This window comes from Bradyrhizobium sp. WSM2254, assembly GCF_000472645.1.
GTDB classification, from domain to species: domain Bacteria; phylum Pseudomonadota; class Alphaproteobacteria; order Rhizobiales; family Xanthobacteraceae; genus Bradyrhizobium; species Bradyrhizobium niftali.
Genome location: NZ_AXAB01000071.1, coordinates 1 through 26541, shown reverse-complemented (window position 1 = coordinate 26541; position 26541 = coordinate 1). Strand labels below are relative to the sequence as shown.

Genomic DNA, 26541 nt, shown 5'->3' with positions numbered 1-26541 from the left:
TCGAGGCGAGAACCCTTCCAGCGCCGCGCCCGGGTCTGCTGCTGAGCATAGCTTGGCTTGTAGCCGACCTGCCTGCCACGGTTCCGCCTCAGCTCCCGAGAGATCGTTGATGGCGGGCGATCCAAAGCTGCCGCGATTTGCCCGACCGAGTTGCCATTGGCCGAAAGGCGGGCAATCTCGCATCGATCGTCAAGGGAGAGCTGTTTGTAAGTCCGCCCCATGGCAACACCTCCAGTTGGAAGTGTTGCACTTCGTTTGTGAACTCAGGGGACCCATTACCCCAGGGAGAAGTTCGGCGAAGATTGAGAGTCGCCCGGTACCGATACCGACCGCCCTCGATGGATCACGCGGTATGGGTCCCGGCCTTCGCCGGGACGACCATGCAGAGGTACCTTACCCCTGCGCCCGCAGCTTCTCCGCCGCCTTCGGCGCAAAGTAGCTCAGCACACCATCGGCGCCGGCGCGCTTGAAGGCGAGCAGGCTCTCCATCATCGCGCGGTCGCCGTCGAGCCAGCCGTTGCCCGCAGCCGCTGCGATCATCGCGTACTCACCCGACACCTGGTAGGCGAAGGTCGGCATCGCAAAGGTGTCCTTCACGCGGCGGACCACGTCGAGATAGGGCATGCCGGGCTTCACCATCACCATGTCGGCGCCCTCGGAGATGTCGAGCTCGACCTCGCGCAGCGCCTCGTCGGTGTTGGCGCTGTCCATCTGGTAGGTGCGCTTGTCGCCGGTCAGCGTCTTGGCCGAGCCGATGGCGTCGCGGAACGGGCCGTAGAAGGCGGAAGCGTATTTGGCCGCATAGGCCATGATCTGCACGTCGATGAGCCCGGCGTGATCCAGTCCCTCGCGGATCGCCGCGACGCGGCCGTCCATCATGTCGGAGGGCGCGATGATGTCGCAGCCGGCTTCGGCCTGCACCAGAGCCTGGCGCACCAGCACGGCGACCGTCTCGTCGTTGAGGATCTCGCCGTCCGCGATCAGTCCGTCATGGCCGTGGCTGGTGAAGGGATCGAGCGCGACGTCGCAGAGGATTCCGAGATCGGGAAACTCCTTCTTGATCGCACGCACCGCCTGGCAGACCAGATTGTTCGGGTTGCAGGCCTCCGAGCCTTCCTCGTCGCGCAGGGACGGGTCGGTGTAGGGAAACAGCGCGATGCAGGGGATCGTGAGCTTCATGGCGCGCTCGGCCTCGCGCACGGCCTGGTCGATGCTGAGGCGGTCGACGCCCGGCATCGAGGCGATCTGCTCGCGCTTGTTGTTGCCGTCGATCAGGAACAGCGGCCAGATCAAATCGTCGGTGGTGAGCACGTTCTCGCGCACCATCCGCCGGGCCCACTCGGCCTTGCGGTTGCGGCGCGGGCGGACGGTCAGATCGAGGGCAGGGGAGGCCACACCGCCATCCCGGCGCGAAACCTCGCGCAATTCGATCGGACGCCCGTATTTGATCGCCATCACTCTTCCTCCGGCTGGAATTATTCTTATACCAGCTCGCATGGTTCCCGTCACCGCGGCTTGACCTGCCGCAAGGGATGGCAGCCGATTGATTTTGCGGGCCGAAGCAGCCAGAAGGGAGCCATGTCCGAGATCTCCACCCGCGATGCGGCCCGCGACAGCGCCAATGCAAGGGACGCCGCCAGAGACAATGCCAGAGACAATGCCATGTCGGTGGCGGCGATCTCGTCGGAGCGCTCGGAGTCCGACGACAATGTCTGGACGCGCCGGCTCGTGCTGTTCCTGCGGGTGATGGCGCTGCTCTCGATCCTCAAGGGCCTCTATCACTGGGCGCAGGTGACCGGCTTCGTCGGCGGCGAGGACGAGGCGTTCGAGAACCAGTCGATGGCCTGGCAGGCCGCGACCGTCTACTTCGCCGTGATCGAGCTCGTCGCCGCCGTCGGGCTGTGGCTCGCAACGCCCTGGGGCGCGGTGGTGTGGCTGACGACCGTGGTGTCGATGGCGGTGATCGAGCTGATGTTCCCGGGAATCTATGGCGGCAGCCTGGTCGTGGTCGGCGTCGAGGTCTTCATGCTCGCCGCTTATCTGGCGCTCGCCTGGATGGCCGCGCGCGAACGGCCGCCGTAGCGATCCCTGCGCAGGCATTTGGTAGGATGGGTAGAGCGAAGCGAACCCCATCGCAGTGGTGTGAGAACGATGATGGGTTTCGCTTCGCTCTACCCATCCTACGATCTGTTCAGCTCCGGGACAGCAGCGGTTTCACGCGCGCTTGGTTGACCGTTGGTTGCGTAAAATTCGAGGTAACTTTTCGTTGACTCCGTGCATTCCGCCACAGCTCTTACGCGCGCGTTTCGAAACGGGGCGGGGCTGTTCTGGAATGCGACAACCGGGGCGGACGGAGGGTGAACAGGACCTTGCGAAGGTCAACAGACGGTTGCGAAAAGCCCTTGTGGCACAGGCTTAATCCGCAATTCACTGTCTTAAATTCATGATCTCTTTATTCTCTTATTTAAGCCGATCTTCAAACGAGCCCCTTAAGTTGCACCTATCAGGCGGGACACAAGTTTCGTCGAATAAGTGTCGATAAAAACGACAACAGGGGAAGTGTCATGATGAAAGCCGTCGCAACTGCGGCAGATACCGCAGAGCGCGTCTCCGGCCAGCAGGGTTCGGTGCAGTCGCTCTATCTGGAAGCTTTGACTCTGGTGGAGCGGCTGCATCGCCGGCTCCTCGACGTCATCAAGGACGAGTTCGATCGCCGCGGTCGCGCCGACATCAACTCGGTGCAGGCGCTGCTGCTCTACAACATCGGCGACAAGGAGCTGACCGCGGGCGAGCTGCGCACGCGCGGCTACTATCTCGGCTCCAACGTCTCCTACAATCTGAAGAAGCTCGTCGAGCTCGGCTTCCTCGATCATCAGCGCTCGCGCGTCGATCGCCGCTCGGTGCGCATCCGCCTGACGCCGCAGGGCCAGGAAGTCCGCCGCATCGTCGACTCGCTCTATCAGAAGCACGTCAAGACGGTCGAGCAGGTCGGCGGCATCTCGGGCGAGGAATTCTCGACCCTCAACAAGTCGCTGCACCGTCTCGAGCGGTTCTGGACCGACCAGATCCTGTATCGGCTCTGAGTTCTAAAACGGATCCTGGCCAAGCCGGCCCCCAACAAGACCGGCAAGCCTTGTGAACGTGCCTGACTTCCCCAAGCGCACCGGCCCCGGGATCTCCCCGGACCGGTGCGTTTTGCCGTTTCGCAGCTGCGAGAAAATTCGCCGTCCGGGTGGAACCAAGTCCCGGCACCGCCGTTGTTCCTCTGGATCGGAGGGATGCGATGCTGGTCGGGCGCGGGTTGCAGGCTGTGAACGTCGAACTCGTGAGCGATGCCTATGCCATCGCCGCGAATTACCTCCGCCGCTCCGGCGCAATTCCGGACACGCTCGTCACCAACGAACACCTGCTGGAGATCATCATCAAGCTGCTCCAGCACGGCGAATTCAACAAGATCAGGCTCGCCAACAAGGCGATCGGCCGGTTCGAGACGCAGTCCGAGGCCCGCGCGGTTGCCTGATCAAAACTCCCGATATTCCAGAGAACCAGAGGGTGCCATGGAAGCTGCCATCGACCGCATCATGCAGACCTATGACCTGCTCGCCAACCGCACCGCCGCGGCCAGCGAGGAGGCACGGGCCAAGGTCACGAACTACCTCAACACGTTGATGGAAGCCGGCGAGAAGGACACCCACAGGTTGACGGTCTGCGGCCTGACCTATTTGCGCCAGCTCGACGGCAGCGTGGACCCCGTGAAGTCGGGGTATACGGGGCTCTAAAGGGGAAGGGGCGGCCCTCATCGGCCGGCAGGGCCTTAAGGTCCAAAGCGGCCCCTTCAGGGAATCGGAACGGGGCGGCTCCAGAGAACTGCACCAGCGTCCAGATCCTTCAATCCCACCATATCTTGCATAAATATCAGGCCCGACCCGCAAATGCTTGGCCGGGGGCGGCCGATGTGGTAGATGGCGCTCGCCGCTTCCGATCGCCACACCAGACCCGCCCGTAGCCCGCCAAAAGGCTGCGGCGGTGGAGATATTCGCAAGATGACCTCAGCCAAAACCGCCTCCGCGCCCGATTCGTTTTTCACCGCCTCGCTCGACCAGGCCGACCCGGAAATCGCTGCCGCCATCAAGGGCGAGCTCGGCCGGCAGCGCCATGAGGTCGAGCTGATCGCCTCCGAGAACATCGTCAGCCGAGCCGTGCTGGAAGCGCAGGGTTCGGTGATGACCAACAAATATGCGGAAGGTTATCCGGGCGCGCGCTACTACGGCGGTTGTGAGTGGGTCGACGTCGCCGAGAACCTCGCGATCGACCGCGCCAAGAAGCTGTTTGGCGCGGGCTTCGCCAACGTGCAGCCGAATTCCGGCAGCCAGATGAACCAGGCGGTGTTCCTGGCGCTGCTCCAGCCCGGCGACACCTTCATGGGCCTCGACCTCGCCGCCGGCGGCCATCTCACCCACGGCTCGCCCGTCAACATGAGCGGCAAGTGGTTCAAGGCTGCGCACTACACCGTGCGCCGCGAGGACCAGATCATCGACATGGATGCGGTGCAGAAGCAGGCCGAAGAGATCAAGCCGAAGCTGATCGTCGCCGGCGGCTCGGCCTATTCGCGGGCCTGGGACTTCAAGCGTTTCCGTGAGATCGCGGACAGCGTCGGCGCGTACCTGCTGGTCGACATGGCGCACTTCGCCGGCCTCGTCGCCGGCGGTGTGCATGCCTCGCCGGTGCCGTATGCCCACGTCACCACCACCACGACGCACAAGTCGCTGCGCGGTCCGCGCGGCGGCCTGATGCTGTGGAATGACGAGACGCTGACCAAGAAGTTCAACGGGGCGATTTTCCCGGGCCTCCAGGGCGGCCCCCTGATGCATGTGATCGCTGCGAAGGCGGTCGCCTTCGGCGAGGCGCTGCGGCCCGACTTCAAGGTCTATGCCAAGAACGTCGTCGAGAACGCCAAGGCGCTCGCCGAGGCGATGAAGAGCCACGGCTTCGATATTGTCTCGGGCGGCACCGATAACCATCTGATGCTGGTCGACCTCAGGCCGAAGGGCCTGAAGGGCAACGTCTCGGAGAAGGCGCTGGTCCGTGCGGCCATCACCTGCAACAAGAACGGCATTCCCTTCGATCCCGAAAAGCCCTTCGTGACCTCGGGTTTGCGGCTGGGCACGCCGGCCGCGACCACGCGCGGATTCGGCGTTGCCGAATTCCAGCAGGTCGGCGGCATGATCGCCGAGGTCCTGAACGCGATCGCGCAGTCCGACGACGGCAAGGCGCCGCTGGTGGAAGCCGCGATCAAGGAACGGGTCAAGGCGCTCACCGACCGGTTCCCGATCTACCAGTAAGGCTAGGCCAAGCGGATGCGCTGCCCGAACTGCAACAGTCTCGATACGCAGGTAAAGGACTCGCGTCCGACCGAGGACTCGTCCGTGATCCGCAGGCGGCGCGTGTGCGTCGCCTGCAATTTCCGCTTCACCACCTTCGAGCGCGTGCAGCTGCGCGAGCTCACGGTGATCAAGCGCAACGGCCGCCGCGTGCCGTTCGACCGCGACAAGCTGATGCGCTCGGTGTCGATCTCCTTGCGCAAGCGCCAGGTCGAGCCGGAGCGGGTGGAGAAAATGGTCTCCGCCATCGTGCGCGAGCTCGAGACCGGGGGCGAAGCCGAGATCTCCTCCGAGGTGATCGGCGAGACCGTGATGGAGCATCTGCGCACGCTCGACGACGTCGCCTATGTGCGCTTCGCCTCAGTCTACCGCAATTTCCGTGAGGCCAAGGATTTCGCCGACGTGCTCGGCGAGCTTTCCGGCGAGGAGGAAGCGCGGCTCGCCGCGATCCGCAAATGATCTTCCGCATTCTGGAGGATCAGTTCGCGCAGAAGATCCGCGAATCCAAGGACGCCGATCGCCGCTTCATGCAGCTGGCGCTGGCCCTCGGCCGGCGCGGGCAGGGGCGGACCTGGCCCAATCCGGCGGTCGGCGCCGTCATCGTGAAAGACGGCGTCATCGTCGGCCGCGGCTGGACCCAACCCGGCGGACGTCCGCATGGCGAGCCCGAAGCGCTGCGGCGGGCAGGCGAGGCGGCGCGCGGGGCCACGCTCTACGTCACGCTCGAGCCCTGCTCGCATTTCGGCAAGTCGCCGCCTTGTGCGGACGCGGTGATCGCTGCCGGCATCACGCGCGTGGTGGCGGCGATCGAGGATCCCAATCCGGAAGTCGCAGGCCAGGGCCATGCCCGCCTGCGCGCTGCCGGCATCACGGTGGACGTCGGTCTGTGCGCGGCGGAGGCTGCCTTCGACCACGCCGGGCATTTCCGCCGTATCCGTGACAAGCGTCCGCATGTGATCCTGAAGCTCGCGGTCTCGCCCGACGGCAAGATCGGCGCCGCCGGCGGCAAGCCGGTTGCGATCACCGGCGAAGCTGTGCGCGACCGCGTGCATCTGCTTCGCGCGCAGAGCGATGCCATCCTGGTCGGCATCGGCACGGTGCTGGCGGATGATCCGCTTCTCACCTGCCGCCTGCCGGGCATGGCGGCGCGCTCGCCGGTGCGCGTGGTGCTCGACCAGAGCCTGCGCATCCCCGCATCGAGCCAGCTCGTGCGCTCCGCGCGTGAAACGCCGCTGTGGGTGGCGGGCTCCGAACTCGCCGAGGCTGCGGCCGCCATGCGGCTTGGAGCCGCCGGTGCGCAGATCATCCGCATACCGCCGGGAGGCGCCTCCGGGCTCGATCTGCCGGCCGCGCTGCATGCGCTGGCCGGGAAGGGCATCTCGCGCTTGATGGTGGAGGGCGGCAGCCGCGTTGCGGCTTCGTTCGTGGCGGCCGATCTCGTCGACGAGATCTGGCTGTTCCGCGGCGCGGAAGAGGTGGGCAGTCGCGGCGTCGATGCGCTCGATGCATTGCCCCTGTCGAAAATCACGCAGTCGCAGGCCTACAAGGTTCATGCTAGCGAAACATTCGACAAGGATACTCTCACCATCTACGAGCGCGCCTAACATGTTCACCGGCATTGTCACCGATCTCGGCGAGATCGTCAGCTTCACGCCAACGGCGCAGGGCCAGTTGCACCGGCTGCGCATCGCCTGCCGCTATGACCAGACCACCATTGCCGACGGTGCCTCGATCGCCTGCAATGGCGTCTGTCTGACGGTCGTCGCTTCGGGTGTCGCGGGCGGCAAAACCTGGTTCGACGTCGACGCGGCCGCCGAGACGCTGGCGCTGACGACGGCAAAGTACTGGAGGGTCGGCACCAGGCTCAATCTCGAACGCGCGCTCAAGATCGGCGACGAGCTTGGCGGCCATATCGTCGCTGGTCACGCTGACGGGATCGCGACCATCGTCAGCCGCGAGGACCTGCCCGACATGGCGCGGTTCGTGCTCTCCACGACGCGCGAGCTGGCCCGGTTCATCGCCACCAAGGGATCGATTACGCTCGACGGCGTCTCGCTGACGGTCAATACGGTTGCGGACGTGACCTTTTCGGTGCTGATCATCCCCCACACGCTGACGGTCACGACGATCGGCGGCTGGAAGGCGGGGGCCGAGGTCAATATCGAGGTCGACCTGATGGCCCGCTACGCAGCGCGGCTGACGGAAATGAAGTGACCGGCGGATAAAGTTCGTCATGTGCGGGCTTGACCCGCGCATCCATCCTCTTAAGAGGGGCTTGCCCGACGGATTGCCGGGGCAAGCCCAGCAATGACAGAATAGGTTGACCATGGCAGACGCGCGGCGCGCACCCCTGAAGGACCAGACCGACATTTCCGGCGCACGTGCGCTGATTGTCGAGGCGCGGTTCTATGACGATCTCCAGGACGCGCTATTGGACGGTGCGGTGGCCGAGTTGAAGGCCGCCGGCCTGACGCATGACGTCATCACGGTTCCCGGCGCGCTGGAGATCCCGGCGGCGGTGGCCATTGCCGTGGATGCCGCAGCGGCCAACGGCAAGCCCTATGATGCGGTGATCGCGCTCGGCTGCGTGATCCGCGGCGACACCATCCATTTCGAGATCGTCTCGCAGGAATCCTCCCGTGCGCTGATGGACCTTGCGGTTTCGCGCAAGCTGCCGCTCGGCAACGGCATTCTCACCGTCAACACCGAGGCGCAGGCCTGGGCGCGGGCGCGCGCCAGCGAGCTCGACAAGGGCGGCGATGCCGCACGGGCGGCGCTGGCGATGCTGCGCATCAAGCGCCGTCTGGCGCGGGCCTGAGCCGTGGCTGACAACAACAAGAAGCCGGCGGGCGCTCCGGAGAAGAAGGCGAACCGGCGCGGTGCGGCGCGGCTCGCGGCCGTCCAGGCGCTGTACCAGATGGACATCGCCGGCGCCGGCATCAATGACATCTTCGCCGAGTTCGAGAGCCACTGGCTCGGCAACGAGGTCGAGGGCGACACCTATCTGCCGGCCGAAGCTGCGTTCTTCCGCGACGTCGTCTCCGGCGTCGTGCGTGACCAGAAGAAGCTCGATCCGCTGATCGACGAGGCGCTGTCGAAGGGCTGGCCCTTGAAGCGGATCGAGGCGATCCTGCGCGCCGTGCTGCGGGCTGGGGCCTATGAGCTCCAGCATCGCAAGGACGTGCCGGGCCGTGTCGTCGTCTCCGAATATGTCGACGTTGCCAATGCCTTCGTCGACCGCGAGGAGACCGGCATGGTGAATGCGGTGCTCGACCAGATCGGCCGTCAGTTCCGCGGTGACGAGTTCGGGCGGGGGTAGATTGAGACGATGACTTCCGCCGTAGCCGTCACCCTGAGGTGCCGGAGCGAAGCGGAGGCCTCGAAGGGCGGCGGCGTGCCGCTGAGGTCGGATCTCGGCCGTGCATCCTTCGAGGCTCGCAAGGGCTCGCACCTCAGGATGACGGGTCTGCTGTTGTGACGCAGGACAAGAAACAGATCTCCGCCGAAGACTCCCTGATCGCGCGCTATTTCAAGCCGCTGGCGACCGATCCCGGTGCGTTCGGGCTGGTCGATGATGCCGCGGTCCTGTCCTCCTCCGGCGACGACATCGTCGTCACCACCGATGCCGTGGTCGAGGGCGTGCATTATCTTGCCGGCGATCCACCCGACACCATCGCGCGCAAGGCGCTTCGGGTGAACCTGTCCGATCTCGCCGCCAAGGGCGCTGTGCCCGCCGGCTTCGTCCTGACGCTGGCGCTGCGGAGCAAGGAAGATGCCTGGCTCAGGCCGTTCGCGGATGCGCTGGGCGAGGATGCGAAAGCCTTCGCGTGCCCGCTGCTCGGCGGCGACACGGTGTCGACGCCGGGTCCGCAGATGATCTCGATCACCGCGTTTGGCCGCGTGCCGCAGGGGCAGATGGTTGGCCGCACCGGCGCAAGGCCGGGCGACCGCATCATGGTGACGGGCACGATCGGCGATGCCGCGCTCGGCCTCGACGTGCTCACGGGCGGCGTGGTGGCCGCGGCACTCGCGTCCGATCCCGCTGCAAGGGAAGCTCTGGTCTCGCGCTATCGCATCCCGCAGCCGCGCAACGTTCTGGCGCGGGCCGTGCGCGACCATGCGTCGGCCGCGATGGATGTCTCCGACGGGCTCGCCGGCGATCTGACCAAACTCTGCGCGGCGTCGGGCGTCTCGGCCTCCGTGGACGTGACGAACGTGCCGCTCTCGGCCGCCGCGGCGGACCTGATCGCGCGCAATGCCGTTTGCGTCGAGACGCTGCTTGCCGGGGGCGACGATTACGAGGTGCTGTGCACGGTGCCGCCGGCGCAAAGCGATGCGCTGATTGCCGCTGGGCGGGCCGTCGGCGTTGCTGTCACCGGGATCGGCACGATCGTCGCGGGCGGTGCGCGGCCGCGCTTCCTGGACGGGCAGGGCCAGGAACTGGCTTTGAAGCGGCTGTCCTACAGCCACTTCTAGGAATTGCTCCAAATCGCGGCGTCCAGGCTCTGGGCTCATGACCTGGTGCTCAGGACTTGCTCACGACTTGGCCTAAATACTTGCCGAGATCGGCTTTTTCGGCCGCTTCCGGCGTTGCACCATCAAGTTGATTTTGGCAAGCTCGCGACCGACTGAGGCCGCCTCTTCGGGAAAGGGGCGGCCTTGTTCGAAATCAAGGCGCCGCACCGCACGACGGACAATAAAAGGCGCCGGGGGTACATCAAGGATCTGAGGCAAAAAATCACATGACAGCATTATGGTTGATAGTGCTCTGCGGAGTGCTTTCCGTCGTCTACGCGATTTGGGCGACGTCTTCGGTGTTGAGCGCGGATGCGGGGTCGCCGCGCATGCAGGAGATCGCAGCTGCGGTGCGCGAAGGCGCACAGGCCTATCTGCGGCGTCAGTACACCACCATCGGTATCGTCGGCATCGTCATCTTCCTGCTGCTTGTCTATTTCCTCGGGTTTTATGTGGCGATCGGCTTTGCCATCGGCGCCATCCTGTCGGGGGCGGCCGGCTTCATCGGCATGAACGTCTCGGTTCGCGCCAACGTGCGCACCGCCCAGGCCGCGACGACGTCGCTCGCCGGCGGCCTCGAGCTCGCCTTCAAGGCGGGCGCGATCACCGGCATGCTGGTGGCGGGTCTCGCGCTGCTCGGCGTGACCCTCTATTTCGGCTTCCTGGTCTATTCGCTGAAGCTGGCGCCTGACAGCCGCGTCGTCGTCGACGCCATGGTGGCGCTTGGCTTCGGCGCCTCGCTGATCTCGATCTTCGCCCGTCTCGGCGGCGGCATCTTCACCAAGGGTGCGGACGTCGGCGGCGACCTCGTCGGCAAGGTCGAGGCCGGCATTCCCGAGGACGATCCGCGCAACCCCGCGACCATCGCCGACAACGTCGGCGACAACGTGGGCGACTGCGCCGGCATGGCCGCCGACCTGTTCGAGACCTATGCGGTGACCGCGGTCGCCACCATGGTGCTCGCGGCGATCTTCTTCGCCAAGACGCCGATCCTCATGAGCATGATGACGCTGCCGCTCGCCATTGGCGGCATCTGCATCATCACCTCGATCATCGGCACCTTCTTCGTCAAGCTCGGGCCGAGCCAGTCGATCATGGGCGCGCTCTACAAGGGCCTGATCGCAACGGGTGTGCTGTCGCTGATCGGCATCGCCTTGGTGATCTACACGCTGATCGGCTTCGGCAAGCTCGACGGCGTCGATTATACCGGCATGTCGCTGTTTGAGTGCGGCGTCGTCGGCCTGATCGTCACCGCGCTGATCATCTGGATCACCGAATACTACACTGGCACCGACTATCGTCCGGTGAAGTCGATTGCGGCTGCGTCGGTGACCGGCCACGGCACCAACGTGATCCAGGGCCTTGCCATCTCGATGGAGGCGACCGCGCTGCCCGCGATCGTCATCATTGCCGGCATCCTCGTCACCTACAGCCTTGCCGGCCTGTTCGGCATCGCGATCGCGACGGCCACCATGCTGGCGCTGGCCGGCATGATCGTCGCGCTCGACGCCTTCGGTCCGGTGACGGACAACGCCGGCGGCATCGCCGAGATGGCGGGCCTGCCGAAAGAGGTGCGCAAGTCGACCGACGCGCTCGACGCGGTCGGCAACACCACCAAGGCGGTCACCAAGGGTTACGCGATCGGCTCGGCCGGTCTCGGTGCGCTCGTGCTGTTCGCGGCCTACAACCAGGACCTCAAGTTCTTCGTTGCGGACTCCGCGCATCACACCTACTTCGCCGGCGTCAATCCGGACTTCTCGCTGAACAATCCCTATGTGGTGGTGGGCCTGCTGTTCGGTGGTCTGCTGCCGTATCTGTTCGGCGCGATGGGCATGACGGCGGTGGGCCGTGCGGCGAGCGCGATCGTCGAGGAAGTGCGGCGTCAGTTCCGCGAGAAGCCGGGCATCATGCAGGGCACCGACAAGCCGGACTACGGCAAGGCGGTCGACCTGCTGACCAAGGCGGCGATCAAGGAGATGATCATCCCCTCGCTGCTGCCGGTGTTGTCGCCGATCGTGGTCTACTTCCTGATCTACGCGATCGCCGGAGGCGGTACGGCCGGCAAGTCTGCGGCGTTCTCGGCGGTCGGTGCGATGCTGCTCGGCGTGATCGTGACGGGCCTGTTCGTCGCGATCTCCATGACCTCCGGCGGCGGCGCCTGGGACAACGCCAAGAAGTACATCGAGGACGGCCATTACGGCGGCAAGGGCAGTGATGCCCACAAGTCCGCCGTCACCGGCGACACCGTCGGCGATCCCTACAAGGACACGGCCGGCCCCGCGGTGAACCCGATGATCAAGATCACCAACATCGTGGCGCTCTTGCTGCTGGCGATCCTGGCGCACTGAGCCTCGCAAACGACGCAAGACAAAACCCCGCGGCGCGAGCCGCGGGGTTTTTGGTTTCCGTCGTCATTCCACGTCCATCTGTAACGCTTCCTTCTGGATGATGCCGGAATTACGGGACTTGCGGTGCAGTCCAGCACTGTCACCGTATTACCCTCGTCGCGTGTTTCAGGCCCGCCGGCTTCTTGCCTAGCTGCTTCCCAAAGCCGCTAGGATCTGCCGCAACTGCTTGTGCACGCGCCGTTGAAGTCGGCTCGCCCGGTGCCGAGGATACAGCGAGCGTACGGCACGCCCATTCAGGGTCGGCTTGACACGTACAAACCTGCTGTTGACAATAGTTCGCACAGGTGCCGCCAGTCCGCGACGTTGGAAAAATCCCATGGCACTGCTCATTCGACCAGAAGAACTGCCGCGGTGGGTACCGGGCGAGTTGCTGCGCTGCAGTGCCGGTCAAGGCTGGAAGGGCGTTGAGCTACGGACCTACCGCTATTGCGGTCTCGACGTCCCAGTGCCCGCGATGGCCGATTTCATGATCGTCTCCTACAAGCGCGGCAGCACCATGATGGAGCGGCGTTTCGAGGGGCGCTGGACCCGGACCGAGTGTCATCCGGGGGATGTTTCGCTATTGACCCGCTCGCAGGCCTCGCACTGGCACTGGACCGAGCAGATCGAGGTCTCGCATGTCTATCTCTCGGACGCCGTGGTTTCCCGCGTAGCCGCCGACGTCCTCGAGCGACCGATCGCTGCTGTGCGGCTGCACGACATATTGCGCACGCAAAGCCCGATCGTGACCGAAGCCGTCGAGGCCATATCTCGCGAAGCCAGCGGCAACAGCATCGGCGGTGCGTTATACGTCGACGCGTTGAGCACACAGCTCGTCGTCAATCTGCTTCGCAACTTTGCATCGGTTCAGTTTGTCGATAAGTCCGGAAGGGGCGAGCTGCCGCCGGCAATACGCAAGCGCATTGTCGACTACGTTGAAGCCCGGATCGATCAGGCGCTCTCGCTCGAGGAGCTCGCCGAAGTCGCCTCGATGGGCGTATGGACTTTCGGGAAGCGTTTTCGCGCCTCGTTTCAGACCAGCCCCCACCAGTACGTCGTCGACCGTCGGCTCGAAAAAGCACAGCAAATGCTGGCTCTTGGTCGCCTGCCGGTGAAGGCGATCGCGTCGGAATGCGGCTTCGCTGATCAGGCCCATTTAACGCGCGTCATGCGCGCACGGCTGGGGCGGACACCGGCCGCCCTGAGGGACGACAGCTCTCGCTAGCGCTCCTTCACCTGATCCTTCAACAAACCCACTGGTTCATTCAAGACGACGCTGCACGTCGCTTCTAACGTTCCTCCCCACGGCCGAATGGCCATTCGGTCGCTCAAGCGGCCGCTACAAAAGAGGGGAAACGTTATGGGCACCTTGTTGGAGCCGACACATGCGTCGCGTGCGGATGCACCGACAACACGGTTGGACGCGCTCGTCATCGGCGCCGGGATCGCCGGTCTCTATCAGTTGTATCGCCTGCGCGAGATGGGACTGAACGTCCGCGCCTACGATACGGCATCGGGGGTGGGGGGCACCTGGTACTGGAATCGCTATCCGGGTGCGCGCTTCGACTCCCAGGTCGAGGTCTACCAGTATTGGTTCTCCGAAGATCTGTACAAGGCCTGGAAGCCGAGCGAACGATTTCCCGCGCAGCCGGAGACCGAACGCTGGCTGAACTTCGTCGCGGATCACCTCGACCTGAAGAAGGACATTCAGTTCAACAGCCGCATCACCTCGGCCCACTATCGCGAGAAGGACGGCCGCTGGACGGTAACGACGGACGCCGGCGAGAAGATCGACACGCAGTATGTCCTCGCCTGTTGCGGCATGCTGTCGGCCCCGCTCGTCGACCGCTTTCCCGGCCAGTCGACGTTCCGAGGTGAGATCCACCATACCGGACGATGGCCGAAGACCGGCGTCGATCTCAAAGGTAAGCGCGTCGCAGTGGTCGGCACCGGCGCGACCGGCATCCAGGTCATCCAGACCATCGCCCCCGACGTGGCCGAAATGAAGATCTTCGTGCGGACGCCGCAATACGTGGTGCCGATGAAGAATCCGCGATACAGCCAGGCCGAATGGGACGTCTGGGCCAGTCAATTCCACGACCTGAAGAAGCGAGTCCGTTCGACCTTCGCCGGCTTCCATTACGACTTCGAGAATCGTCCCTGGGCGGAGCTGACGCCCGGAGAGCGCACGGAAGTGCTGGAAAAGTTCTGGAAAGAAGGCTCGCTATCGATGTGGCTCGCGACCTTCCCGGAGATGTTCTTCGACGAATCGGTCAGCGCCGTCGTGTCCGACTTCGTACGGGGCAAGATGCGCGAACGCCTGCGCAACGATCCGAAACTGTGCAACCTCCTGATCCCTTCTGATTATGGCTTCGGCACGCACCGCGTGCCGCTCGAGAACGGCTATCTCGAGGTCTATCTGCAGGGCAACGTCGAAGCAGTCGATTGCCGGTCCACGCCGATCGAGTGCATCGTACCCGAGGGTATCCAGACCTCCGACGGCAAGTTGCATGAGGTCGACGTCATTATCCTGGCGGTCGGCTTCGACGCCGGCTCCGGCGCGCTGAGCCGGATCGACTTCCGCGGCCGCGACGGTCGTTCGCTGACAGAACAATGGAAGCAGGAGATTCGTACCGCCATGGGCCTCCAGGTCCATGGCTATCCGAACCTGTTTACGACCGGCGCGCCGCTCGCACCTTCGGCCGCACTCTGCAACATGACCACCTGTCTGCAGCAGCAAGTTGACTGGATCACCGACTGCATCGGCTACGCGCGGACGCATGACAAGCAAACGATCGAGGCCACCCGGGAGTTCGAGGACAATTGGGTGAAGCACCATGACGACACCGCGGCGGCGACGCTCGTGATCAAAACCGACTCTTGGTACATGGGCTCCAACGTCGACGGCAAGCCGCGCCGGCTCTTGTCCTATATCGGGGGCGTCGGCAACTACAATCGACAATGCGACGAACTGGCCGCCGGCGGCTATCCCGGTCTCGCGATGAACTGATTCCGGTCCGAAGGAAAATTCAAATGAGCAACAATCCCTATTACGGGCCTGAAGGTCACGGGCCCTACGAGATGATCGACATCGGCGACCTGCCGCTCGAGGATGGTGGCACGATTCCCGGCTGTAAACTCGCCGTCGCCACACACGGCGCGCTCAACGCAGCGAAGGACAACGCCATTCTCGTTCCCACCTGGTATTCGGGCACGAGCAAGATCATGGAGCAGGCCTATATCGGCGCCGGCCGGGCGCTCGATCCTGCGAAATACTTCATCATCGTGGTCAACCAAATCGGCAGTGGATTGTCGACATCGCCGCACAACGCCAGTGGGGCGATGGCCGGACCAAATTTTCCAAAGGTCCGCATCGCCGACGACGTGCGCGCCCAGCATCGGCTGTTGACCGAAAACTTCGGGCTCAAGAGCCTAGCACTCGTAGTCGGGGGCTCGATGGGCGCGCAGCAGACCTACGAGTGGGCCGTGCGCTATCCGGATTTCGTCAAGCGCGCGGCGCCGATCGCCGGTACGGCGAAAAATACTGAGCACGACTTCCTCTTCGCGGAGACGCTGAATGAGGCAATCACGAGCGATCCGGGCTTCCGCGAAGGACGCTACGGCTCGCCGGCCGACGTCGCCGCGGGCCTCAAGCGACAGGCGAAGCTCTGGACCGTGATGGGTTGGAGCACCGACTTCTTCCGCGCCAATCGGCACAAGGCGCTGGGTTTCGAAACCGTGCAGGCCTTTGTCGACACCTTTATGACCGGTTACTTCGCGCCGATGGACCCGAACAATCTGCTATCCATGGCGTGGAAGTGGCAGCGCGGCGACGTCAGTCGCAACGCCGACGACGACCTTGCTACTGCTCTCGGGCGTATCAAGGCGAAGACATTCGTCATGCCGATCAGTCACGACATGTTCTTCCCGCCGGCCGATTGTGAGGCCGAGCAGCGGCTCATTCCGGGAAGCGAGTTCCGCCCGCTGGCCAGCATCGACGGGCACCTGGGTCTATTCGGGACCGATCCGCAGATGCTCGCACAGCTCGACGCTAACCTGCACGAGTTGCTCGCCACACGTGTAAACTGAACGGCCGCATTCCGATAACGAAGGCGGCGTTTCGAAAGGATCAAGCTCAATCAAACAGCTAAAGCGCGATGATGATTCAATCGGAATTCATCGCGCTTCAGCAAGCAGGTTTCTGACGCCGATGCTCAATCGATGCCCATCCGGTGTTGTAGCCGTCGAGACGAAAGCGTCTACCCCCGCGGGTGCGGCGGCGGAGCTGGCAAGCGTTCTCCCGGCCAGCGGGCTTGCGGCAGTGCTCGTGTTTGTTTCTCCTTGTTACGATCCGCAACAGTTTGCGGCCGAAATGATAACCCGCTTCATGGGCACGCCAGTCTTCGGTTGCACGACCGCCGGCGAGATTGCGCTCAACGGATGGGATGAAAACAGCGTCGTCGCGCTCGCCTTCAGCGCTGCCGACTTCGACGTGGCTGCTCACCCCATCCTGGGGCTTTCGAATTTTCGTATCGGAGACGATCGCACTATTGGCGCAGATATTCGGCATCGCTTCTTCCGGCAAGGCGGCAATGCCGACGGCGAGCGCTGTTTCGGGCTGTTGCTCATCGATGGAATGTGCCAGCGGGAAGAGGTCGTATTGGCCGCGATCCATGCCTCGCTTGGTCATATTCCGCTGGTCGGCGGCTCGGCCGCAGATGGTCTGCGATTTGAGCGCAGCTCGGTCTACTTCGGGGGCCGCGCCCATACAGATGCGGCGGTGCTCCTTTTGTTTAAGACGTCGTTGCCGTTCCTCATTTTTTCTTGCGACACTTGGGAGCCTAGCACAGAAAAAATGGTAGTGACGGAGGCTGATCCAGATCAACGTACTGTCAGAGAATTGAATGCCGAGCCCGCAGCAGCCGAGTATTCACGCATGGCCGGCATCGCCGGCGGTGTATTCGATGCAACTGCGTTTGCATCCCATCCTGTGCTCGTACGGATCGGCGATGCGTACTACGCACGCTCGATACGCCGGGTCGATGCGGACGGTACGCTCCATTTTGCCTCCGCCATTGACAAAGGCCTCGTGTTTACGGTGGCCACACTGCGTGACCCGGTCGACCCAACCAGTGATCTTTTCGCGCAAATCCAGGAAGAAATCGGGGAGGTCTCACTCTATATCGGATTCGAGTCCCTTCAGAGGCGTATGGGCGTCGAGCATCAACGCGACCGCGACATGTCGGAACTGTACCGGACCCATCGTGTGTTTGGGTGCAATACCTATGGTGAACTGTATGGTCCGATGCACATAAACGGGACGCTCACCGGTGTGGCGATCGGCACGCCCCGTGCGAAGTAGGTGCGCTACGACGAAGACCAGCGATTCCGTGAATGAGTGTTTCGTGAGCGTCGTTTTAAACTCCGGCCCAGCAATCGCGAAGTGTCTAGTTTAGCCCGTAAGATGGGTTGAGCCCTTGCGAAACCCCATCTCTTCCCGATCGCCGCTCTCCGTAATCGCGGCCATCATCCGATTGATCGCCTGCCAATCGGCTGAATAGTTGTCAAGCTCGACGTGACGGTGAAACGAGGACGGCGCCCAGTCGTGTACCCGGTCGACGAGCCCATGCTTGACCGGATTGATATGAACATAGTCGACATGCCGGACGAGATCGATTTTCGTCGCGAATGGTGTGCTCCCAATATCTGCGCTGCCAGATGCCCCGCTCACCCTTTGGCCGATTTATCCGACGGGCCATAGCTTGATCGAGCTGGCCTCGTGCCGGCGAGCAACTGTAGTTCTACTGTGCATGGGGTTGTTTTTCACTTTTGCCGGAGGCGTGGCCCAGCAGGAAGGGCAGGGAGCATGGTGGCCTTGCTGCTGCTGGCGATCCAGGCGCACTGAACTTGTTTGGCTCTACCAACGACAAATCCGCGGTGCAAACCGCGGGTTTTTTGTTGTGCGCCTTACGGGGGACCGTCGCCATGAAGTTCGAGACGACCAGGTGTATCCGGTGCGGCTGCGACATGCTGATCGCCGACACGGTCTGTCCGACTTGCGGCAGGGTGCAAGCCGGTGGCCGGCAATCCGGTGCTCGTACAATGCTGGCGGTCGCGCTGGCGGCGGCCGTCCTCATCGCCTTCAACTGGTTCAAACCTCCGGCGCCGAAAGCGGGCCCGCCTACTGCACATCCATCTGCAAACCTTCCTTCTGGATGATGCCGGCGAACTTCTTCGTCTCGGCGTCCACGAAGTCGGCAAACTGCTGCGGCGTGCCGTAGTCGGCGCGGGCGCCCATGGCGGCGATGTTCTTCTTGATGTCGTCGCGCTCCAGCACCGCCTTCACTTGCAGGTTGAGCGCCTCGAGGACCGGGGCAGGGACGCCTTTCGGCAGGAACACCGCGAACCAGGACGAGACGTCGAAATTGGCCAGCTCCGGCGCGCTCTCGCGCATCGTCGGCAGGTTCGGCGCGAGGTCGCTACGCTCGGTGGTCGTCACGCAGAGGCCGGTGAGCGTGCCGTTCTGGACCTGCGGCAGGCTCGGATAGAGGTTGTCGAACAGGATCTGGATGTCGCCGGCGAGCGCGGCCTGGAGCGCGGGACCTGCGCCGCGGAACGGGATGTGCGTCATCTTCATCCCGGTGAGCTGGAGGAACCAGGCGCCGGTGAGGTGAGGACTCTGGCCGACGCCGGAGGAGGCATAGCTGAGCTTGTCCGGATTGGCCTTGAGATAGGCGATCAGCTCGGCGACCGACTTGATGCCGGTCTTCGGATGCGCCGAGACGATGTTCGGGATCCGGATCATGTTGGAGACGGGCTGGAGCTGGTCCGGCTTGTAGGTGAGGTTCTTGAAGATGCTGTAGGCGATCGCGTTCGGCCCGGGATTGCCGATCAGGATGGTGTGTCCGTCAGGCTTGGCGCGAACCACCTCGGCGGTGCCGATCGTGCCGCCGCCGCCGGAGCGGTTTTCCACGACGGCCGACTGGCCCCAGGCGGTTTGCAGGTGGGCGGCCAGGAGCCGGCCCATGACGTCGGTCGAACCGCCGGCCGCAGCCGGCACGACCAGGCGGACGTTTTCGGTGGGCTTCCAGTCCGCCAGGCTCGATCGCGGCAGGATCGCTGTGGCCGACAGGCCGGCAGCACCGGTGAGCACGCGGCGGCGGGACAACAACGTTTTCGGCACGAATCCACTCCCTGCTTCTTGTTTTGCAGGGAGCGTATGGAACCCGGTGCGCGACGGCAAGCTGCGCGCGAGCGCAAGTGCCGCGCGAAGGGCGGCACGACGCCGCAGGCTGAAGGCTCAGTTAAAGCTGAGCAGCTTGAACAGCGGCGTGAGGTAGCTCATCTCCTGGCCCGACGTCGGCGTGGTGCGGCTGATGAAGTCGAAGATCTTGCCGTCCTGAAGACCGTAATTCGCCAGCCGGCGCACGCGCCGGTTCTTGTCAAAGTAGATCGCGATCACGCGCTGATCGACCACCTGCTGATTCATGAACGCGACCATGCGCTCCGAGCGCTGCGAGATGTAGTAGAAGACCTCACCGTCGAGGGTCGCGACCGTGGAGGGCGTGCCCATCACGATCAGCACCTGGTCCTGGCTTGCGCCGATCGGAATCTGCTCCAGCGCGCCGGGCGGCAGGATGTAGCCCTTCTGGAATTGCTCGCCGGTGCAGCCCGCGAGCGCCACGCCGACCAAGGCCGCAGCGGCGGCCATGCGCAGGCCGCGCCAGCGTGCATGAAGGCCGCGCCGCTTGTCTGCGCGCGGGCTGGTCTGGTTCGTTATCGTCATAGCGGAACTGATTCCGTCCCCTTGCGTCGCGCGAGGCGCTGAAGTACCGGGCGGAGGCTCTGAATGCAACACGCGCGCGCCCGCTTGCGGAAACCACAATGCTTTGGCCGTTCAATCACTTCAGGAAACCCCGCCTAGCCCCGCCGGGCACCATTGAAGCCATCTATGGCATGATCGTGACGCAGGCGCGAGAACCCATATTTTACCGTGACTTGGGCGTACCGGATACGGTTAACGGGCGTTTCGACCTGTTGCTGCTCCATCTCTGGCTGCTGCTGCGCCGCCTGCGCACGGTCCAGGGCGCCACGGAGCTGTCGCAGGCGCTGTTCGACCGATTCTGCGAAGACATGGACGACAATCTGCGGGAGATGGGGGTCGGCGACCAGACCGTGCCGAAGCGGATGCGGGCCTTCGGCGAGGCCTTCTACGGCCGGGTGCAGGCCTATGACCAGGCGATCGAAGGTGGGGTTGAGGCGCTGGCGGCGGCGATCTGCAAGAATATCTTGAATGGGGCTGGCCTCGACCAGGCGAAGCGGCTCGCGGCCTACGCGCGGGCTACGGATGCCGATCTCGGCCGGATCGACGAGGCCGCGCTGCTGCGCGCGTCCTTCAACTTTCCCCCGGCGCTTTCCGAGGATGTCACGCCATGAACCGACCGAATACTGGATCCCAGCCCGATCCCTGGCGGGTCCCCGTCATCGTTGCGCAGATTCCCGACACCGGCCTGCACCGCGTGATCGAGGCGTCGGCCGCCGAACGGAAGGTCATGGCCGAGGTTGCGGGCGTGCGGGAGATCCTGTCCGCCAATGCCAGCTTCGACGTCGTGCCGAAAAGCGGCGGCCGGCTCCATGTCACGGGCCACGTCCGCGCCCGGGTCGGCCAGACCTGCGTGGTCACGCTCGATCCGATCGAGAACGAGATCGAGGAGGAGGTGGACCTGACCTTCGCCCCCGAGGCCGAGGCGCGCCGCCTGTCCGACCTGATCGAGGAGGGGCAGGACGACGAGGAGCCGCCGGAGGTCATCGACCCGCCGGAAGCCATCATCAATGGCATCATCGACCTTGGCCGGCTCGCCACCGATGCCTTGTTCCTGGCGATCGACCCCTATCCGCGCAAGCCGGGGGCCGTGTTCGAGGCGGAGGTCGTTGCCCTCGACCCGGCGGACCATCCCTTCGCAGCGCTGAAGGCGCTTCAGGACAAGAAGAAAGGCCAATAGCGGCCGATTCCCCGTAAGACCGCTTGCCAGGCCGCGCGAGGTCTTTGCGGGAGTGGTTTGAAAGCCTGTTTCATCTATTTGATTTATATATATTTCTTTCGAATTTTCGCGTTTGCCGCCGGGTCGCCCCGAATGCAAAAGGCTGGGGGCAAGAGGTTGTTTCGGGATAACAAAACGCTATTGTCGCGCCCCGGTCCGGGCGCGGCGTGGCGCCTGGCCGTCGCCATGTCCGTGGCGAACCCATTTCGCGGCTCCCGCTCGTTCAAGACCGCACCAGACCAGGTTTCCAGGACTTTTATGCTAAGCAAGGTTCGCATCGCGCTTGACGCCATGGGAGGCGATGTCGGCCCCGCCGTGGTCATTCCAGGCGCCGCCATCTCGCTTCAGAGGCATCGGGAGATCGAATTCCTGCTGGTCGGCGACCGCGCCAGGATCGAGCCCGAGCTCGAGAAGCACCCCGCGCTCAAGGCCGCTTCCAGGATCGTTCATACCGACGTCGCCGTCAGCATGGAGGACAAGCCGAGCCAGGCGCTGCGCCGTGGCCGCAGGACCTCCTCGATGTGGCTTGCCATCGATGCGGTGAAGAAGGGCGAGGCGGAGGTCGCGGTCTCCGCCGGCAATACCGGCGCGCTGATGGCGATGTCGCGCTTCCACCTGCGCACGCTGCCGGGCATCGACCGCCCGGCGATCACGGGGATATGGCCGACCAAGCGCGGCGAGTCCGTCGTGCTCGACCTCGGCGCCACCATCGGCGGCGATGCGCACCATCTGGTGTCGCTGGCCGTCATGGGCGCGGCGATGGCAAGCGTCCTGTTCAACAAGCCGCGCCCCACGGTCGGCCTGCTCAACATCGGCGCCGAGGAGATCAAGGGGCACGAGGAGATCCGCGAAGCCAGTGAGATCCTGCGGGCGAGGAACCTGCCGGAGCTCGACTATATCGGCTTCGTCGAGGGCGACGGCATCGGCAAGGGGCTGGCCGACGTCATCGTCGCCGAAGGGTTCAGCGGCAACATCGCGCTGAAGGCTGCCGAGGGAACCGCGCGGCAGATGGCGGAATTACTCCGTAACGAGATGCAACGGAGCTGGCTGTCCAAGCTCGGCTATCTCTTTGCGCGCAGCGCGTTCCAGGCCCTGCGGGACAAGATGGACCCCAACAAGTCCAATGGCGGCGTGTTTCTGGGGCTCAACGGACTGGTGGTTAAAAGCCACGGTGGAACCAGCGCCGAAGGCTTTGCCTATGCGATCGATGTTGGCTATGAGATGGCTCACTACGATCTCCTGAACAAGATCAATCAGATGCTCAACCGCGAGGGTGGTGCACTCAGTTCCGTGCAGCCCGCGCCGGAGGATGTTTCGTGACTCAAATTCGTTCGGTCGTGCTCGGCTGCGGCTCCTACCTGCCGGAGCAGGTGGTGACCAACGCCCAATTGGCGGCGCGTATCGACACGTCCGACGAGTGGATCGTCCAGCGCACCGGCATTCGCGAGCGGCACATTGCGGCCGAGGGCGAGTTCACCTCGCACCTGGCGATCAAGGCGGCGCAGGCCGCGCTCACCGATGCCGGCATGGACGCGCAGTCGATCGATCTGATCGTGCTGGCGACCTCGACGCCTGACAACACCTTCCCCGCGACCGCTGTCGCCGTGCAGCACGGGCTCGGCATCAACCACGGTGCGGCCTTCGACCTGCAGGCGGTGTGCTCGGGCTTCGTGTTCGCGCTCGCCACCGCCGACAATTTCCTGCGCACCGGCGCCTTCAAGCGCGCGCTGGTGATCGGCGCCGAGACCTTCTCGCGCATCCTCGACTGGAACGACCGCGGCACCTGCGTGCTGTTCGGCGACGGCGCCGGCGCGGTCGTGCTGGAGGCGCAGGAGCAGCCGGGCCGTGCCGCGACCGACCGCGGCATCGTCACCACGCATTTGCGCTCCGACGGCCGCCACAAGGCAAAGCTGTTCGTCGACGGCGGACCGTCCTCGACCCAGACCGTCGGCCATCTGCGCATGGAGGGCCGCGAGGTCTTCAAGCACGCGGTCGGCATGATCACCGACGTGATCGTCGATGCCTTCGAGGCGACCGGGCTCAATGCCGACAGCATCGACTGGTTCGTGCCGCACCAGGCCAACAAGCGAATCATCGACGCGTCCGCGCACAAGCTGCATATCGCGCCGGAGAAGGTGGTGCTGACGGTGGACCGTCACGGCAACACCTCGGCGGCCTCGATCCCGCTGGCGCTGTCGGTGGCGCGCAAGGACGGCCGCATCAAGCGCGGCGACCTGATTCTGCTCGAGGCCATGGGCGGCGGCTTCACCTGGGGCTCGGCGCTGGTGCGCTGGTAGAGCCACAGTCGATAAAATTTTGCCGGAATCAGCGCCGATTATCGATGCGTATGCATTGATGAGCGCTGTTGACCGCCGTATCGTAAGCTCATAATTTCAGACAACAATTGTTCGCCGTGATGTGGGGCAGGGCGATGACCGATCAAAGTAAAACCGTAACGCGTGTTGATCTCTGCGAAGCCGTCTACCAGAAGGTGGGCCTGTCGCGGACGGAATCGTCTGCGTTCGTGGAACTCGTGCTGAAGGAGATCACCGACTGCCTGGAGAAGGGCGAGACGGTGAAGCTGTCCTCGTTCGGTTCCTTCATGGTTCGCAAGAAAGGCCAGCGGATCGGCCGCAACCCGAAGACCGGTACCGAAGTGCCGATCTCGCCGCGCCGCGTCATGGTGTTCAAGCCGTCGGCGATCCTGAAGCAGCGGATCAACTCCCAGCACCGCACCAACGGCGACGCCAGCAAGGCTCAACCCGAGGCGTAACCGCCTTTCGGATAAGGATTTGGCATTTGGACAAGGCGCCGGATGCGTTCCGAACCATCAGCGAAGTAGCGCAGGAACTCGACATTCCGCAGCACGTGCTGCGCTTCTGGGAGACCAGGTTCTCCCAGATCAAGCCGATGAAGCGCAGCGGCGGCCGCCGCTATTACCGCCCCGACGACGTCGACCTGCTCAAGGGCATCCGCCGGCTGCTCTACGGGGAGGGCTACACCATCCGCGGGGTGCAGCGGATCCTGAAGGAGCACGGCGTCAAGTCGGTGCAGGGCCTCGCCGACGGCGCGGCCGCGGTCTCGTTCGGGGCCATCGAGGACGCCATCGGCGCGAGCCTGATGGAGCCGGACGACGAGGAGGCGCCGATCAAGGGCGTCACTGACGCCGACGATGACGACTACCAGGGCGACGAAGAGGAAGGCATCGACTTCCGCTTCACGGAGGTCGACGACGAGGAAATCCTCACCACCTTCCGCAAGGGCGGCACCCCCGCCGCGCCCGCCGGCCCCAGCGCGCTGGACCGGGAGCGGCTGGGACGGGTACTCGCCGACCTCGTCGCCTGCCGGGAGATGCTGGACCTGGCGCTGAAGGACGGCTAGGGGCCGCATTCCGCCGGCTTTGCGGCCAGTTCCGGGGCTCTGGGCTCGGAGCCAACCAGATCGCGATACCAAAATGCTGTGACCTCGCCTTGCGCAAAGCGACGATCCTAGCTAATGGAACGACGTTCGGAGCGTGGCGCAGCCCGGTTAGCGCACTAGTCTGGGAGACTAGGGGTCGGAGGTTCAAATCCTCTCGCTCCGACCATTTTTTCCAACTCATCTGTCGGGTGGACTGACCGTCGGCGCGGAGCCTGCTCCCGCCCGTGACGCATGCGCGACGATCAGTAGCGGTGGCCGCTTCGGTGGCCGGCAAAATTAAAATGCCGAAAACAACCCCATGCACAGTAGCGAAGCTATTGGTGTATTGGCGGATAACGTTTTTCCGAATCGGTGTGACCCGTCGGGCAAAACAGGGGCATGATGTCTTCATGCCGGTTCGTGCGATGAACGTCCGGAGCGGAGCTGTCGTCTCCCCGCGCCATGAAGCGTAACCTGTCTTCGCGGCCAGCAGGTCGCGTGCATGCCCCAGACATCGTTCCGGATACCTCAAATACCCCACCACCATCCGCGTCGTCTCGTCCACCAGCGTCCGCACCGTCTTCTCCGTGAGCATGTCGGCGTGGTTCGGCACCGTGTTGTGCGCGACGGCCTCGATCGCGCTGACGTAGATGAAGGTGGCAAGGCCCAGGTCGATCTTGCGCATCTCCTTGCGGCGGCTTTCGAGATAGGTGCGGACGAGGGCGCCGAGCGCGTAAGCCCGTCCAAGTGCGCCCATGACTCACGGGTAGCAGGTGTCCAAAGCTACTTCCCCGTCTCGCGGGAGTGGATTTGCACGCGCTGCCCGTCGTATCGGGTCGATTGCTCGCGAGCGACTCCACCCCTCCCGGTAGCGTCAAAACGGTCGGGAAAAAACGGAAAAAATGGAGGAACGGTGAAACGTGGATCGGGTTGATCGAGCACCGTGGAGCGCTTCGATGGACAGAACCTCGATCTATGATGAGTTGGGCCGTGTTGAACGCGAGGTGGTCGCAGGAGAGCGCCAGCTTGCAGAACAGGAGCGGCTAGTTCTCGACTTGAAACGTGAGGGTCAGAATGCTGCAAGCGCTGAAAAGGAGTTGGAACGGCTGCGTGAATGCCAGCGCCTGCGCGATCAAGACCGTCAAAGGCTCCTATCACTCCTGCAGCCCTGAGACAGCGAAAACAGCCGGAGGTGCTCGTTGACGAGGATTGATTAGCTCGCGGTAACGGTTTGAGAGTACGGATGTGGCCCTTCGCGAACCTGAACCGCGGATCCGGTCATGTCCGCTCACAGTGGCAGAGCAGACCATCTACCATGGACCCGCGGACTTCCGAGTTTGACCCGAAGGCGACGTTCGGCCGGCGACCGCAATGATAGCCTTCGTGAGGATCAGGGCCATGGCTTCCCACAGCCGGGACAATCGTCAGAGCGCGACTGTTTCCTCGACCACATGTTTCAGCGGCGTCCCCTCAGCGGACAAGGTCATTCGCAGTTTGAGCTTGCCACCCTTCACCTCCCCGCTACGCACTAGGTTCTCAATTTCACGCTGCGATGTAACTCCGACATGCTTCAGAAATTTACGGATAGCCATATTGAAGCGGTCTTCATCGAACTCGGCGGTCATGGCTGTTCTCCCTGATCGGGCAGGCAAAGTCTAACACGAGGCGAGCAATGACGAAACATCGAGGCCCCGCTCGCGTCGCCGCCGACTTCCTCCTCAACCTGATTGCCTGCAACCTCGGCCCGAAGCTGAAGACTACACCTGGAAGCGAAAGTCTCACTCAGTGGAGTGCTTCCGCTCGTGGCCCGTTTGAGAC

General features: G+C 63.9%; 30 protein-coding genes and 1 tRNA gene. 25 read left to right on the top strand and 6 right to left on the bottom strand.

Annotated features, from left to right (window positions below):
• Both A3M7_RS50875 and hemB read right to left on the bottom strand, forming a co-directional pair.
• A partial coding sequence (locus A3M7_RS50875) for a helix-turn-helix domain-containing protein (RefSeq protein WP_371090232.1) occupies positions 1-221 on the bottom strand: 221 nt, incomplete at its 3' end.
• Positions 222-393: 172 nt separating this feature from the next.
• Positions 394-1455 carry a porphobilinogen synthase gene (gene hemB / locus A3M7_RS0136105; protein ID WP_027548262.1) on the bottom strand — a complete coding sequence of 354 codons (1062 nt, stop codon included), beginning with the start codon at positions 1453-1455 and terminating at the stop codon, positions 394-396.
• A 123-nt stretch (positions 1456-1578) separates the two neighbouring features.
• On the opposite strand from hemB, the gene A3M7_RS0136100 reads away from it, so the two are divergent.
• The 17 genes from A3M7_RS0136100 (at position 1579) to A3M7_RS0136020 (ending at position 17645) form a co-directional block, all read left to right on the top strand.
• The gene (locus tag A3M7_RS0136100) at positions 1579-2082 is read left to right on the top strand and encodes a DUF6163 family protein (protein ID WP_027548261.1); all 504 of its coding nucleotides are present in this window, start codon (positions 1579-1581) and stop codon (positions 2080-2082) included.
• 482 nt (positions 2083-2564) lie between these two features.
• Positions 2565-3083: a transcriptional regulator LdtR gene (ldtR, locus tag A3M7_RS0136095; protein ID WP_011087797.1), complete on the top strand. Its 519-nt coding sequence runs from the start codon at positions 2565-2567 to the stop codon at positions 3081-3083.
• Positions 3084-3283: 200 nt separating this feature from the next.
• Positions 3284-3520, top strand: coding sequence for a hypothetical protein (locus tag A3M7_RS0136090; protein ID WP_027548260.1), 237 nt, complete (start codon positions 3284-3286; stop codon positions 3518-3520).
• A gap of 37 nt (positions 3521-3557) precedes the next feature.
• On the top strand, positions 3558-3779 hold the full coding sequence (locus A3M7_RS0136085; protein WP_027548259.1) for a hypothetical protein: 222 nt from the start codon (positions 3558-3560) through the stop codon (positions 3777-3779).
• Positions 3780-4043: 264 nt separating this feature from the next.
• The gene (gene glyA, locus A3M7_RS0136080) at positions 4044-5342 is read left to right on the top strand and encodes a serine hydroxymethyltransferase (protein ID WP_027548258.1); all 1299 of its coding nucleotides are present in this window, start codon (positions 4044-4046) and stop codon (positions 5340-5342) included.
• Between the two features lie 15 nt (positions 5343-5357).
• Positions 5358-5840: a transcriptional regulator NrdR gene (nrdR, locus tag A3M7_RS0136075; protein WP_027548257.1), complete on the top strand. Its 483-nt coding sequence runs from the start codon at positions 5358-5360 to the stop codon at positions 5838-5840.
• Positions 5837-6985, top strand: coding sequence for a bifunctional diaminohydroxyphosphoribosylaminopyrimidine deaminase/5-amino-6-(5-phosphoribosylamino)uracil reductase RibD (gene ribD, locus A3M7_RS0136070; protein WP_027548256.1), 1149 nt, complete (start codon positions 5837-5839; stop codon positions 6983-6985). The genes nrdR and ribD overlap by 4 nt, the downstream gene beginning before the upstream one ends.
• Before the next feature lies 1 nt (position 6986).
• Positions 6987-7595: a riboflavin synthase gene (locus A3M7_RS0136065; protein ID WP_027548255.1), complete on the top strand. Its 609-nt coding sequence runs from the start codon at positions 6987-6989 to the stop codon at positions 7593-7595.
• Between the two features lie 112 nt (positions 7596-7707).
• Entirely contained in the window at positions 7708-8199 is a 492-nt protein-coding gene (gene ribH, locus A3M7_RS0136060; protein ID WP_027548254.1) for a 6,7-dimethyl-8-ribityllumazine synthase, read from the top strand.
• A gap of 3 nt (positions 8200-8202) precedes the next feature.
• Positions 8203-8700 (top strand): transcription antitermination factor NusB, encoded by a 498-nt coding sequence (nusB, locus tag A3M7_RS0136055; RefSeq protein WP_027548253.1) that lies wholly within the window; start codon positions 8203-8205, stop codon positions 8698-8700.
• A gap of 9 nt (positions 8701-8709) precedes the next feature.
• Entirely contained in the window at positions 8710-8859 is a 150-nt protein-coding gene (locus A3M7_RS49240; RefSeq protein WP_156937081.1) for a hypothetical protein, read from the top strand.
• Complete coding sequence (thiL, locus tag A3M7_RS0136045) at positions 8856-9857, top strand: thiamine-phosphate kinase (protein WP_027548252.1); 1002 nt, start codon at positions 8856-8858, stop codon at positions 9855-9857. Before A3M7_RS49240 ends, thiL begins: the two co-directional genes overlap by 4 nt.
• A 266-nt stretch (positions 9858-10123) precedes the next feature.
• The gene (locus A3M7_RS0136040; RefSeq protein ID WP_027548251.1) at positions 10124-12244 is read left to right on the top strand and encodes a sodium-translocating pyrophosphatase; all 2121 of its coding nucleotides are present in this window, start codon (positions 10124-10126) and stop codon (positions 12242-12244) included.
• 376 nt (positions 12245-12620) lie between these two features.
• Complete coding sequence (locus A3M7_RS0136035; RefSeq protein WP_027548250.1) at positions 12621-13508, top strand: helix-turn-helix domain-containing protein; 888 nt, start codon at positions 12621-12623, stop codon at positions 13506-13508.
• A gap of 135 nt (positions 13509-13643) precedes the next feature.
• Positions 13644-15293 (top strand): NAD(P)/FAD-dependent oxidoreductase, encoded by a 1650-nt coding sequence (locus A3M7_RS45505; RefSeq protein ID WP_049823911.1) that lies wholly within the window; start codon positions 13644-13646, stop codon positions 15291-15293.
• Between the two features lie 23 nt (positions 15294-15316).
• Complete coding sequence (locus A3M7_RS0136025; protein ID WP_027548249.1) at positions 15317-16372, top strand: alpha/beta fold hydrolase; 1056 nt, start codon at positions 15317-15319, stop codon at positions 16370-16372.
• Between the two features lie 232 nt (positions 16373-16604).
• Positions 16605-17645 carry an FIST N-terminal domain-containing protein gene (locus A3M7_RS0136020; RefSeq protein WP_371090246.1) on the top strand — a complete coding sequence of 347 codons (1041 nt, stop codon included), beginning with the start codon at positions 16605-16607 and terminating at the stop codon, positions 17643-17645.
• Between the two features lie 90 nt (positions 17646-17735).
• Here the strand turns inward: A3M7_RS0136020 and A3M7_RS51430 are convergent, their stop codons facing one another.
• The 3 genes from A3M7_RS51430 to A3M7_RS0136005 form a co-directional block, all read right to left on the bottom strand.
• A complete protein-coding gene (locus A3M7_RS51430) occupies positions 17736-18014 on the bottom strand; it encodes a hypothetical protein (RefSeq protein WP_027548247.1) in 279 nt (92 codons plus the stop codon).
• Positions 18015-18464: 450 nt separating this feature from the next.
• Positions 18465-19466 carry a tripartite tricarboxylate transporter substrate binding protein gene (locus tag A3M7_RS0136010; RefSeq protein WP_027548246.1) on the bottom strand — a complete coding sequence of 334 codons (1002 nt, stop codon included), beginning with the start codon at positions 19464-19466 and terminating at the stop codon, positions 18465-18467.
• 117 nt (positions 19467-19583) lie between these two features.
• Positions 19584-20069, bottom strand: coding sequence for an outer membrane protein assembly factor BamE (locus tag A3M7_RS0136005; protein ID WP_027548245.1), 486 nt, complete (start codon positions 20067-20069; stop codon positions 19584-19586).
• A gap of 98 nt (positions 20070-20167) precedes the next feature.
• Here A3M7_RS0136005 and A3M7_RS0136000 point away from each other — a divergent pair, with 98 nt between their 5' ends.
• The 8 genes from A3M7_RS0136000 (at position 20168) to A3M7_RS0135965 (ending at position 25895) form a co-directional block, all read left to right on the top strand.
• Positions 20168-20719 carry a ubiquinol-cytochrome C chaperone family protein gene (locus A3M7_RS0136000; RefSeq protein ID WP_027548244.1) on the top strand — a complete coding sequence of 184 codons (552 nt, stop codon included), beginning with the start codon at positions 20168-20170 and terminating at the stop codon, positions 20717-20719.
• Positions 20716-21285 (top strand): DUF177 domain-containing protein, encoded by a 570-nt coding sequence (locus A3M7_RS0135995; RefSeq protein ID WP_027548243.1) that lies wholly within the window; start codon positions 20716-20718, stop codon positions 21283-21285. Before A3M7_RS0136000 ends, A3M7_RS0135995 begins: the two co-directional genes overlap by 4 nt.
• Before the next feature lie 297 nt (positions 21286-21582).
• Positions 21583-22644, top strand: coding sequence for a phosphate acyltransferase PlsX (gene plsX, locus A3M7_RS0135990; protein WP_027548242.1), 1062 nt, complete (start codon positions 21583-21585; stop codon positions 22642-22644).
• Complete coding sequence (locus A3M7_RS0135985; protein WP_027548241.1) at positions 22641-23621, top strand: beta-ketoacyl-ACP synthase III; 981 nt, start codon at positions 22641-22643, stop codon at positions 23619-23621. The genes plsX and A3M7_RS0135985 overlap by 4 nt, the downstream gene beginning before the upstream one ends.
• Positions 23622-23755: 134 nt before the next feature.
• Positions 23756-24097, top strand: a complete 342-nt coding sequence (locus tag A3M7_RS0135980) for an integration host factor subunit alpha (protein WP_027548240.1) — start codon at positions 23756-23758, stop codon at positions 24095-24097.
• A 26-nt stretch (positions 24098-24123) separates the two neighbouring features.
• The gene (locus tag A3M7_RS0135975; protein WP_027548239.1) at positions 24124-24705 is read left to right on the top strand and encodes a MerR family transcriptional regulator; all 582 of its coding nucleotides are present in this window, start codon (positions 24124-24126) and stop codon (positions 24703-24705) included.
• Between the two features lie 127 nt (positions 24706-24832).
• A tRNA-Pro gene (locus A3M7_RS0135970) sits at positions 24833-24910 on the top strand.
• A gap of 769 nt (positions 24911-25679) precedes the next feature.
• A complete protein-coding gene (locus A3M7_RS0135965) occupies positions 25680-25895 on the top strand; it encodes a hypothetical protein (RefSeq protein ID WP_027548238.1) in 216 nt (71 codons plus the stop codon).
• A 252-nt stretch (positions 25896-26147) separates the two neighbouring features.
• Here A3M7_RS0135965 and A3M7_RS0135960 read toward each other — a convergent pair whose 3' ends face one another.
• A complete protein-coding gene (locus A3M7_RS0135960) occupies positions 26148-26348 on the bottom strand; it encodes a DUF6494 family protein (protein ID WP_027548237.1) in 201 nt (66 codons plus the stop codon).
• Positions 26349-26541: the final 193 nt, after the last annotated feature.